Raw genomic sequence first — 12,434 nt, 5'->3', positions numbered from 1 at the left:
TCTTTTTGGATTTTGTCATTCAGAGCGAAACGTAGTGTAGCGAAGAATCTTTTTAAATTTTATACTGAGTTCGAAATAAAATTAAATTAACCATTTATTAAAAATTTATTCAATTTTATCATTCCAAAAATCCCAATTAGGATTAATATTTTTAATAAGATTTTCTTTTTTGATTCTTGAATAGCCTTTTAATTGTTTTTCCCTAGCAATTGCTTGGTCTATATCGTGGAAAAATTCGTCATAAATTAAAAAGAAGCATTAAATGTAAAGTGGTTAGTATGAGATTCAGGATTTATATGCCAAAATAATCTGCCTTTCAAATCATTAGTTACTCCTATATAAAGAACTGTTCTGTTCTTATTTGTCAGAATATAAACATAATAATTATGTGTTCCTAAAGTTTTCATACTTTAATTTAAAAAGATTCTTCACTCCGCTATGCTACGTTCTGAATGACAAACTTTAAGTTATTTGATAATACTTTTCAAACTTTGTAATGCCTTTCCGTTTTCCAGACTTTCTTTTGCTAACTCAAGACAGTCGTCATAACTTCCATATTTTCCAGTGTTTTCCAAAGCAATTGAGGCATTAGAAAGAACAACCGAATTTTGTTCTTCGGTTCCATTACCTTCCAAAATATTGATAAATAATTTCGCCGCGTCTTCTTTAGTTTCACCTCCAAAAATACTCTCAGGAGATATATTTTTGAATTTCAAATCTTCTGCGGAATAGATTTTTTCTCCAGTTTTACTGAATATTTTAGTGTCTCCAGTCAAAGAAATTTCGTCATAACCATTCAAAGCGTGAACAATCATAAACTCGCTTTTCTGCTTTTGTAAAAGATATTGATAAACTCTTGCAATTTCCAGATTGGCAACACCAATCATCGTGAAATCAGGACGTGCAGGATTAACCAAAGGTCCGAGAATATTGAAAAAAGTTTTCAGACCAAGCTGTTTTCTGAGAGGCGCAACCGATTTCAAAGCGGGATGGAACAACGGTGCATGAAGAAAACAGATATTTCCTTTTTCCAGATCGGTTTTCAAATCCTCGGAATTATCCTTGAATTGGTATCCCAATTTTTCCAGAACATTGGACGAACCTGAAATAGAAGATGCACCGTAATTGCCTTGTTTTGCAACTTTTTGTCCGGTTCCGGCAACGATGAAGCTTGCCAAAGTTGAAATGTTGAATGTGTTTTTTCCATCCCCGCCAGTTCCGACGATGTCAACCAAATCTTTGGTTCCTAAATCAATAGGTTTTGCCAATTGTAGCAATGCTTCCCTAAAACCAGTGAGTTCTTCCAGGGTAATTGTCCGCATCAGAAATACCGTGATGAAGGAAATGACTTCACTTTCGTTGAATTTATTTTGTGCTAAATCAATCATTACAGCTTTTGCTTCAGTCTTCGATAAGGTATGATGATTGAAGAGGTAAATAAGGATTTCTTTCATGATTTTAGATTTAATTCAGAAGAAAATTTCGGATAATAGCTTCACCATCAGGTGTGAGAATGCTTTCCGGGTGATACTGTACTCCGTGAAGATCAAAGGTTTTATGTTGGAGACTCATAATCATTCCGTTTTTATCAACGCTGGTAACTTCCAGTTCTGCAGGAAGACCTTCAGGATTTACTGCCCAGGAATGATAACGCCCTACTTCTATTGTTTTGGGAAGATTTCTAAGGATGGTGTGATCTTTTATACGAATTGCTTCCGTAGCAACACCGTGGTAAATTTCGGATAGATTGATTAGACTGCCTCCGAAAGCTTCAGCAATAGCCTGCTGACCAAGACAGACTCCCAAGATACTTTTTGTTGCAGCGAATTTTTTAATCAGATCTAATAAAATTCCTGCTTCTTCAGGGATTCCTGGTCCTGGAGAAATAACAATTTTATCATATGTGTTTATTTCTTCCAAACTAATCTTGTCATTTTTGATAACATCGATTTTTTCTTTCAGTATTTTTTCGATCATTTGTACCAGATTGTAGGTAAAACTGTCGTAATTGTCAAATACTAAGACTTTGGCTTGTTCTTTATTATTATCCATTTTTTTTATTTAATTAACCAACAACTAATTTTTCTGCTTTCTCAACTGCTTTTTTTAGTGCGTTCAGTTTATTGTTGACCTCTTCCAGTTCGCTTTCAGGATCAGATTTTGCTACCAATCCAGCTCCTGCCTGATAATAGAGTGTATTATTTTTACTGAGAAAAGTACGAATCATAATTGCCTGATTGCAGTCTCCGTTTAATCCTATCATTCCTATACATCCACCGTAGTATCCTCTTGAATCCTTTTCGTAAGTGTTGATGAGCTGTAATGCTTTATGTTTTGGAGCGCCGCTTAAAGTTCCCTGCGGAAAAGTTGATGCAACCATTTCAAAAGGATTTGTATTTTCATATAGGTCTGCCGTTACTTCGCTTACCATGTGAATAACGTGGGAGAAAAGCTGAATTTCCTTTAACTTGGTAACGGTAATATTTTTTCCCAGTTTTCCCAGATCATTTCTTGCTAAATCAACCAGCATCGTATGTTCTGCATTTTCTTTCGGATCTTTTTTTAAATGATCAATAGATTGAAGGTCAATATTCAAATCTCCTGTTCTCTTAAATGTTCCTGCAATCGGATGAATCACCGCTTTGTTGTCTTTGATGATAAGCTGGCTTTCAGGACTTGATCCGAAAAGTCTGTAATTACCGTAATCAAAGAAAAACAGATAGGGAGACGGATTAATATTTCTCAATGCACGGTAAACATTAAATTCGTCACCTTTGAATTTTTGCTGAAATCTGCGGCTAAGTACCAATTGAAAGACATCTCCTCTCATGCAGTGCTTTTGTGCGATTTTTACAAGCTCAATATATTCTTCATCTGAAAGATTTGAACTTTCTTCCGAAACTTTTTCAAAAGGATAAATTACTGCATTTTTATTTTTAATTAAATCTTCAACAGTCATAAATTCAGATTTTATTCCGTCAATCTGGTTTTCAATGAGGTGCATTTCATCATTAAAATGATTAATGGCAATTACATATTGATAAAGTCTGTAACGCAAAATAGGAATTTCAACTTCCGGAGTCTGATTTTTAAAGAGGATGTCTTCAAAAAACTGTACGGCTTCAAAACTGGTATATCCGAAAAGACTTTGTGCGGTTTCTTCTATTTTTTCATTTACTTTCTGATATTGAAAGATTTGTGAAAACTGATGCAGAAGGCTGGTTACCTCTATGTTTTCCAAAGATTTTTTCTCAGGATTTTGACCGGGAAGTTTTATTTCAAACTCGGTGAGGTTTTTAATTTCAATTCCTGCAACGGCATTAATCGCTATGAAAGAAAAGTTGTTTTGCGGGTTTTTGGAATCTGCACTTTCCAGAAGAATGGTATCCCTGAAGTTATCGCGCAGACTCAGGTAAATATTCATGGGAGTATGAAGATCTCCCAATATTTTTTTTGAAATTGTTTTTATTGTTATTTTTTTATCGAACATTTTTTTTCAGATTTTTATAAGTTGATTGAGATATAAAACAAAAAAAGACTTCAACGTATCACGTCAAAGTCGTATTTATATTTTTAATATTATTCCTGCTGTAATTGATCAACAACACGACAATAGTTTCAGACCCGACGAAGAGTTTGAAAGCCACCACCAATTTCTGTTGTTTGAAGTAATCATATTGCAAATGTATATATTTTTTTGAAACCAAAAATAAAAAAAGCAAAAAATGTTCTTCACTAAATTAGAAGCCGAAGCTGATGATGAAAGATAATATTTTCCTATTTTTGTGATCAAATTATAATTAACAATGAAAAAAGTTTTAGCAATCGTATTCATCGCAAGTTTAACGGCAGTAAGCTGCTCAAAAAAAGAAGAAAAATCTCTACAGGATAGCAATATTATGCTTGAGGAACCTGCTGCACCTACTGTCACTGATTCTACAGCAACAGATTCTGCACCGGTAGCGGCACCAGCTCCTGCTGCGGTTGATACTATAGCTGCAAAATAATGAAACATTTATTTTTGGCATTAGCAGCAGGTTTATTTCTGTTTTCCTGTTCTAAAAAAGAAAATTACGAAGCTCAAAAAACGGATACGGATGATGTGCCATCTCCTGTGGTGAAAAATATTTCAGGACAGGCTTTGATAGAGACATCCGACTGTATGTCATGCCATAATGTGACAGAGAAAATGATTGGTCCTTCCTATCAGGAGATCGCCGCACGATATTCCGAAAAAGATATTGAAAAACTTGCTTCCAAAATAATTGAAGGCGGAAGCGGAGTATGGGGAGATGTACCTATGGCACCTCATTCCCAATTTTCAAAGGAAGATGCCAAAAAAATGGTAGAATATATCCTAAAACAGAAGAAGTAAATGTCTTCTGAAAAATCAAATCTGCACCCAAGAAATCTGCACCGAAATTCTTATGATTTTGATTCCCTGATTTCTTGTGTGCCGGAATTGAAACATTATGTGTATAAAAATCCTTACGGAAACTTTACCATCAATTTCAGCATTCCGAAAGCGGTAAAATTACTTAATAAAGCTTTGTTGGAACATTTTTACGGAATCAAAAACTGGGATATTCCGGATGGAAATCTTTGTCCTCCCATTCCCGGAAGAGCAGATTACGTACACTATATTGCCGATTTGCTGGCTGAAAATCATCATCAAACTCCAAAAGGTTTTTCTGTGAAAGGTTTGGATATCGGAGCCGGAGCTAACTTGGTTTATCCTTTAATAGCGCATCAATCTTATGGTTGGAGAATGGTCGGAACCGATATCAATAAAGATTCTCTTAAAAATGCACAACATATTTTAAATCAAAATCCAGATTTGTCGTCTGGAATTGAGCTTAGGTTTCAGAAAAATTCAAATTTTATCTTTAAAAATATTGTTTCTTCTGAAGATAAGTTTGCTTTTTCCATGTGCAATCCTCCGTTTCATGGTTCTGAAGAATCTGCTTTGAAAGGGAATTTGAGGAAAACAAAAAATCTGAATACATCCAAAATTAAAAATCCCAATCTGAATTTCAGCGGACAACAATCTGAACTTTGGTGCGAAGGTGGTGAACTGGCTTTTATTTCAAAAATGATTGAAGAAAGTACTGTGTTTTCTTCCAAAGTGTTGTGGTTTACCTGTTTGGTTTCAAAAAAAGAAAATCTTTTCAAGTTAAATTTACTTTTAAGCAAACTAAAAGCAGCAGAAATCAAAACGATTGAAATGTCTCAGGGTCAGAAAGTAAGCAGAATTTTAGTCTGGACTTTTACCTCACAAAGTGAACGTAAAAACTGGATTTGAGTATTTTAAGTTTTCAAACATGAAAATTTGGTTTATTTATTTTAAGATTCTTGAGCACGAACAAATTTAAAATTATATGGAAAACCGTAAAATATCTTAAATATTTTACGTCATAATTCTCAACTCTTTCATAAAATTCTTAAAGGATTAAATCTTATCTAAGTTATTTTTCTAAATAAATGGTGGTATAAAATTTAACTTCCATAAAATCTTTAAATTCATTACTTTTGCAATTCCAAAAAATTGAATTTACAATGCAATTATCAGAACAGGAAATCATTAGAAGAGAAAAGCTGAACAAGCTTGTTGAAATGGGAATCAATGCATTCCCGGCAGAAGAATATGTAATTACAGATACTACGGAATCTATAAAAAAGGATTTTTCTGAAAGTAAACAGGTAAAGATTGCAGGCAGACTAATGTCCCGCAGAATTCAGGGTAAAGCTTCTTTTGCTGAATTGCAGGATTCTACAGGGAAAATTCAGGTATACTTTAACCGTGACGAAATCTGTACCGGAGAAGATAAAACTTTGTATAACGACGTATATAAACACCTTTTAGATATTGGTGATATCATCGGTATTGAAGGAGAGTTGTTTACAACACAGGTAGGCGAGAAAACGGTTTTGGTGAAAAATTTTACTCTTCTTACCAAATCTTTAAGACCGCTTCCGCTTGCAAAAACGGATGAAAACGGAGTGGTGCATGATGCATTCAACGATGCCGAACTCAGATACAGACAACGCTATGTAGATCTTACTGTAAATCCTCATGTAAAAGAAATTTTTGTGAAAAGAACAAAATTGTTCAATGCCATGAGAACTTTCTTCAATGATGCAGGATATTTTGAAGTAGAAACTCCAATTTTACAGTCAATTCCCGGTGGAGCAGCTGCAAGACCGTTTATTACTCATCATAATGCTTTAGATATTCCTTTGTATTTAAGAATTGCCAATGAGTTATATCTGAAAAGATTGATTGTTGGAGGTTTTGACGGTGTGTATGAATTCTCAAAAAACTTCAGAAATGAAGGAATGGACAGAACCCATAATCCTGAATTTACCGCAATGGAAATTTATGTGGCTTACAAAGATTACAACTGGATGATGGATTTCACAGAAAAGTTGCTGGAATTCTGCGCAACTTCTGTAAACGGAAATGCAGAATCTACATTTGGTGAACATACCATCAGCTGGAAAGCTCCTTATCCAAGAGTTTCCATGACAGAAGCAATTCTAAAATATACAGGTTTTGATATTACAGGAAAATCTGAACAGGAATTATTTGATTTTGCTAAATCTATTGGGATTGATGTAAACGAAACGATGGGGAAAGGGAAATTAATCGACGAAATTTTTGGTGAGAAATGTGAAGGAAACTTCATCCAGCCGACATTTATTACTGATTATCCGATCGAAATGTCACCTTTAACCAAGAAACACAGAAGCAAAGATGGTCTTACAGAGCGTTTTGAATTGATGGTGTGCGGAAAAGAAATAGCCAATGCTTATTCAGAATTGAATGATCCGATTGACCAGAGAGAGCGTTTTGAAGAGCAGCTGAAATTATCAGAAAAGGGTGATGATGAAGCAACAGGATTTATTGATGAGGATTTTCTGAGAGCTTTGGAGTACGGAATGCCTCCAACGTCAGGTTTAGGAATAGGAATGGACAGACTGATTATGTTCCTGACGAATAATCCATCCATTCAGGAAGTATTGTTTTTTCCACAGATGAGACCTGAGAAAGCAGTTCCTCAAATCGAGCTAGGCGAAGATGAAAAAGTTATTTTGGAAATTTTAAATTCTCAGGAAGACGCATTTTCTTTAGCGGAGGTAAAAGAAAGGAGCCAATTATCCGGTAAAAAATGGGATAAAGCTTCAAAAAATCTTACCAAACATGGTATAGTAAAAGTGGAAAAAATAGATGAAAATGTTTTGATGAGATTGGTTTAAGAATATCACAAAAAAGATAAAAAAAAGACTGTGTCACTATAAGTGATGCAGTCTTTTTTTTAAGATATTAATTCACCATTGCTTTTTTTTAGTTAATGTGATCATTGATTTTACTTAATGAATAATCGTTTATATGTATTGATTTGTGAATTTTTACTACATAATTTTATATTTTATTTGTTCATATATGTAATTTGTTACTTTTGTTAATTAATGGTTTTGATGTTTTATTTAATTCAAGCCATTTTAATAATTATAATCAAGCCAAATCAATGACAAAATTTTTATCAGTTTTTTGTTTATTTTTCGCTGTTTTCTATTTTGCTCAGACTCCTATTGCTGTCAAAGTAAAAGATGCGTTGGGAAATGAAAATTTTAATGTTACCTGTATCAATAATCTTGATGCCAATGGCTGCTTTACACTCGGTGTAGAGTATCCTGTTATTAAGCAGACAACATCATACCAGGTTACTTCCGAAAATTTTTCTCCTCTGATTCCCTTTAATCAGGGAACGCCTATCAATGCAAATTATGACGATCTTTTTGCAGTAAAGCTTAATCTTCCCTTTAAATTCTGCTTTTTTAACCAGTACTTTGAATCTGTTGTAATAGGCTCAAACGGGATGGTCACCTTTGATGAAAACCAAATAGGAAACATCAATTATCCGAATGTTGCATGGCAAAATCCAAGTACAAGTCTGCCTAAAAATTCGATTTTCGGAGTCTATCATGATATGGTTTTTTCTTCATCCGATCCTTCAGAAATTTATTATTCTGTAACCGGAACTTATCCTAACAGAAAATTTATCATTAATTTTTTTGAAGGAAGAATTGCCGGATGTACAGAAAGATCTTCGTCTCAGATTGTTTTGCATGAAACTACCAATATTGTAGATGTTTTTATCGGATCTAAACCACAACCTTGTGCGACAAGAAAATTTGAGAATGCACTTGTCGGTATATTGAATAACGATGGCAGTTTGGGATATTCTCCGTTATCACGAAATACAGGGAGTTGGCAGACTTCGCAGGAAGCCTGGCGATTTGCGCCATCAGGAGCCAATATTCAGCCACAGGTCAACTGGCTAGATTCTTCAGGACAAATTTTGGCAACAGGTACTACCGCGACTCTTTGTCCTACACAAAATGAAGTCTATACCGCCAATGTAAACTTTAATATCTGCGGAAATAGTATTTTAACATTATCTGATGATTTTAACCTCAGTTTTGATCCTGCTTATCCTTCGTCTAAAAATTATAGTCAAGATTTTTGTGGAAATTCTCCGCTTACACTCAACCTAAATGATTTTAAGCCTAATCTTACTTCTCAAAATCCTTCCAATTTTATTTTTACATTTCATAATACCATTCAGGATGCGCAAAATAATACCAATAGTATCTCAACCAATTATACTCTCAATTCAAATTCTGTTTTATATGTAAGAATTCAAAATCCATCAATTCCTGACTGTTACAGAACCGCTGTTCTCACATTGAATTTTAAGACATACCATCTTTTAACCGACATTATTTCTATCTGTGACACCAATAATGATGGTGTTGAACCAAACTATGACTTGAATCTTATTAATAACGAAATTTTCCCGGTGGGGACTACTGGTTTTTCATATTTTCTTTCACAAAATAATGCTCAAAACAATACAGGATCTGTTGTATCTGCCAATATTTCTTCAGGAACAAAGGTTTGGGTTCGTTTGCAGTCTGCGGGTTGTACTTATATTTTAGGACCTGTAAATTTTGTTTTAAAAACGGGTGTTAATGTCAACTCACCAATTTCCTTTGTTTTTACTATGTGTGACATTAACGCAGATAATCTTGAAGGATTTGATTTTGCAGTAAATCTGGGACCGCTTATTTCAAATCAGTCCGGTGCTTCTTTTACCGCTTATGAGACTGCAGTGGCAGCTTATCTGGGTGGCGGAACTCCTTTAGGAAACATAAAAAAAGGTATTTATACCATTTTTATAAGGGTGGAGATTCCGGGTGGATGTTTTGCTGTAGTTCCTGTTAACATGAACATTACTTTTACTGAAATTGTGGCTAATGATAAGAATGAATATATATGTTTTAACGGTTTGGAAGATGTCACAATTAATTTGGCTACCATTTCTTCCAGCATGCTTATCCAACCGCTCACTGTAGCTGTTACAGAATTTTATGATAATTATCTGGAAGCAGTTGAAGGTCTTAATCCTATTTCTCCGAATCAGGTGATTACAGATAACGGAAATTTAGTTACTAAAATATTTTTTGTTCGTTTTGAACAAAGTGATGACTGTTATACGATAAGAGCAATCAATGTTAATCTCGTACACCCTGTGATTGCACAATCAAACTTTACCGTTTGTGATTTTAATAACAATAATTCAGAAAGTGTTTCATTGAATCAGTTTTCGGCTCAGATCATAGGCAGCCAGAATGCAACCACAACTTTTTTTCTTACTCAGGCTGATGCACAAAACAATACAAATGCGGTGACTACAGCAAATATTAGTGGCAGTCAGCAAATTTTCGTTAGAATAAATTCCTATAATTGTGTTCAGATTTATCCTGTCACGGTTGGTCTGGTTCCTACGCCTAATGTAAACTCTAATGTAACGATTTCTCTAAATAATATTTGCGATAATAATAATGATGGTATTGAAGTTTACAATCTATTGCAGGCTCAACCACAAATTTATACGGGTTCTGGTGTGACTTTTACTTACTATACTTCTTATAATTCTGCAACACAGACATTTTCAGGGCAGATTTCAGACCCTTCTCAGTTTCTGGTTCCGGGAAACGCAACGGTTTTTGTTAAAATTAAATTTAATAACAATGCATGTTTTTCAGTTGCTCAACTTACTGTTCAGATGACTTTCTTGCCGGCAATTGTATTAAATAATGCGGTGCTTAATCAATGTGATGAAGATTTTAATCTGAATGAAACATTTCAGTTAAATGATGCACTTTCGCAATTGTTTGTAGCCTCTCAAAATTCTCAGCCTTTATCGGATATGAATATTTCATTCTATCTTAATTCAGCCGATGCCAATTCAGGAAATTCATCATCGCAGATTGGAAATACCATAGTAACCAGTGTTTCCACAGTTCAGGTTTGGGCAAGGTTTCAATCGAAAACAAGTGGCTGTTATTCTATAGCGCCTATCCAGCTCAATACTTATTTCCCGCCTAAAGCGATTAATTCAACAGTGATTATATGTGATGATAATTTAGATGGAATTTTTGAGGTTAATCTCAATAATTTTACTCAATTGTATGTTGATATTCCTAATTCAATCAATACATTTTCATATTATCTCACTCAACAGGATGCTTTGAATGGGGTAAATCCAATTACAAATCCTCAAAATTTTTCTGCACAGCCATTTCCGCAGCAAATTTGGGTAAAGGTTACCAATATCCCCGGTTGCGATGATGTGGCAAATATTAATTTTACAGTTGGAGATAAAATTACTCTTCAGAATGCAGGACCATTTTTAATGGATAATATTTGTGATAATGGAAATGATGGTGTAGAAAATGTAAATCTTATACAATTTGAAAATCAGATATTTAATGGGAGTAATGCTGTGTTTACCTATTATCTTTCGATTGCAGATCTGAATTCCGGTAGTAATGCAATTTCGAATCCTGCAAACTTTGCTTTTAATCAGAATACCATGTCAAATACTGTTTTTGTAAAAGTAAATGTTCCTGGTTTTTGTCCGGATATTGCATCCATAAAAATTGTATTAAAATCGGTTCCTTCTTTTATCATTCCTACCCAGTTTTTTTGTCCGGAAGAAAGCTTTAGCTTTACTTTGAATGTTGAAGGGCATACTATCGTAAGTTATGCATGGACCAATCCTGCGGGAGAAATTGTATCCACCGGAAGCACTCTTTCTAATGCTGTTTTACAAGGAATTTATTCTGTAAACGTGATTTCAGATAACGGATGTTTTTTTACTGCGATATTTGAAGCTAAATATTATGATGTTCCTGTAATAAAACAACTTATAGCAAATGGTAATAATTTTACGGTAATTGCCACCGGTTCTCAGCCTATATTATATTCTGCAGATGGGATTAACTGGCAGGAAAGCAATATTTTCTACAATCTTCCAACCGGAATTACAACATTCTATGTGAAATATGCAGAAGGGAAATGTATCGTGAAAAAAGACGGAGTGATTTTAGATATTAAAAATGCGATCACACCAAATGGTGACGGTTTTAATGACAAATGGATTGTGAAAAATCTTCATGTATTTGGAAAAGAAATGACTAATGTGAAGGTATTTGACCGATACAGTTATCTAATTTTTGAGCAAAATACCAATACCCAGATTATTTGGGACGGTACTATTGCAGGCAGACCTATTCCTACATCAAGCTATTGGTACGTAATTACACTTCCGGATGGAAGAACATTTACAGGCTGGATTCTGGTTAAAAATAATAATTAATTGTACTGCTTTTTCGAGCCATAAATCTCACATTTTTTGTGAGATTTGTTTTGTTGTAAAGTACAGGAAAAGTAAAAAAGGTATTTTCTTTATCATATCTTTCCATATCTTTACCAAACAATTAAATGCAACGTGAAAAAATATCCTTGGTGGAAAGCGATGATGGATTATGGGCTGAGTCTTACAACGATCATTGTTCTGCTTCCTGTACTTTTATTATTGATTATAATTTCATCTTTTGATACCGGTTTTCCTGGAATATTTACACAGAAAAGAGTAGGGCTATATGGCAAAACTTTTGTTATTTATAAGTTGAGAACCTATCATTCTAAAACTTTAAAAAAATCTTCTGTTGGAAAATGGATGCGAAAAACAAAGCTTGACGAGCTTCCGCAATTATTTAATATTTTGAAAGGAGATATGTCTTTTGTCGGTCCGAGACCCGATATTCCCGGTTATTATGATACTTTAAAAGGTGATAATCAATTGATTTTAAATCTAAAGCCTGGTCTCACCAGTGAAGCAGGTATCAAGTTCAGAAACGAAGAGGAGATTTTGAAACAGCAGAAAAATCCTTTAGAATATAACGATACCATTCTTTTTCCCGAAAAGGTAAAAATGAATCTTGATTATTATTATCAGCTTTCATTTAAAAAAGATGCACAAATTTTGCTGAAAACCCTTTCTGTTATTATAAAATAAATT

General features: G+C 34.1%; 10 protein-coding genes. 6 read left to right on the top strand and 4 right to left on the bottom strand.

Annotation, left to right across the window (positions count from 1 at the left end):
• Window positions 1–245 precede the first annotated feature (245 nt).
• From FOL89_RS17785 to FOL89_RS08380, 4 genes are read right to left on the bottom strand one after another with little or no spacing between them, the layout of a single operon-like run.
• Entirely contained in the window at window positions 246–407 is a 162-nt protein-coding gene (locus tag FOL89_RS17785) for a GIY-YIG nuclease family protein (RefSeq protein WP_317130099.1), read from the bottom strand.
• A 60-nt stretch (window positions 408–467) separates the two neighbouring features.
• Window positions 468–1,454, bottom strand: a complete 987-nt coding sequence (gene trpD / locus FOL89_RS08390; protein ID WP_144282374.1) for an anthranilate phosphoribosyltransferase — start codon at window positions 1,452–1,454, stop codon at window positions 468–470.
• Between the two features lie 10 nt (window positions 1,455–1,464).
• The gene (locus FOL89_RS08385) at window positions 1,465–2,052 is read right to left on the bottom strand and encodes an anthranilate synthase component II (RefSeq protein ID WP_144282373.1); all 588 of its coding nucleotides are present in this window, start codon (window positions 2,050–2,052) and stop codon (window positions 1,465–1,467) included.
• Between the two features lie 13 nt (window positions 2,053–2,065).
• A complete protein-coding gene (locus FOL89_RS08380) occupies window positions 2,066–3,490 on the bottom strand; it encodes an anthranilate synthase component I family protein (protein WP_144282372.1) in 1,425 nt (474 codons plus the stop codon).
• Between the two features lie 316 nt (window positions 3,491–3,806).
• Between FOL89_RS08380 and FOL89_RS08375 the strand changes: the two genes are divergently transcribed.
• From FOL89_RS08375 to FOL89_RS08350, 6 genes are all read left to right on the top strand, one after another.
• Window positions 3,807–4,007, top strand: a complete 201-nt coding sequence (locus FOL89_RS08375; RefSeq protein ID WP_144282371.1) for a hypothetical protein — start codon at window positions 3,807–3,809, stop codon at window positions 4,005–4,007.
• Window positions 4,007–4,375, top strand: a complete 369-nt coding sequence (locus tag FOL89_RS08370) for a c-type cytochrome (protein WP_144282370.1) — start codon at window positions 4,007–4,009, stop codon at window positions 4,373–4,375. The genes FOL89_RS08375 and FOL89_RS08370 overlap by 1 nt, the downstream gene beginning before the upstream one ends.
• Window positions 4,376–5,302: a 23S rRNA (adenine(1618)-N(6))-methyltransferase RlmF gene (rlmF, locus tag FOL89_RS08365; protein ID WP_144282369.1), complete on the top strand. Its 927-nt coding sequence runs from the start codon at window positions 4,376–4,378 to the stop codon at window positions 5,300–5,302. It begins immediately after the preceding gene.
• 254 nt (window positions 5,303–5,556) lie between these two features.
• Window positions 5,557–7,257 (top strand): lysine--tRNA ligase, encoded by a 1,701-nt coding sequence (lysS, locus tag FOL89_RS08360; RefSeq protein WP_144282368.1) that lies wholly within the window; start codon window positions 5,557–5,559, stop codon window positions 7,255–7,257.
• A gap of 272 nt (window positions 7,258–7,529) precedes the next feature.
• Window positions 7,530–11,729, top strand: a complete 4,200-nt coding sequence (locus tag FOL89_RS08355) for a T9SS type B sorting domain-containing protein (RefSeq protein WP_144282367.1) — start codon at window positions 7,530–7,532, stop codon at window positions 11,727–11,729.
• 132 nt (window positions 11,730–11,861) lie between these two features.
• A complete protein-coding gene (locus tag FOL89_RS08350; RefSeq protein WP_317130098.1) occupies window positions 11,862–12,431 on the top strand; it encodes a sugar transferase in 570 nt (189 codons plus the stop codon).
• Window positions 12,432–12,434 lie beyond the last annotated feature (3 nt).

This window comes from Chryseobacterium echinoideorum (assembly GCF_007474535.1).
In the GTDB taxonomy this organism is placed as follows: Bacteria; Bacteroidota; Bacteroidia; order Flavobacteriales; family Weeksellaceae; genus Chryseobacterium; species Chryseobacterium echinoideorum.
The sequence above is the reverse complement of the archived record's forward strand: the minus strand, read 5'-3'. Positions and strand labels throughout refer to the sequence as shown.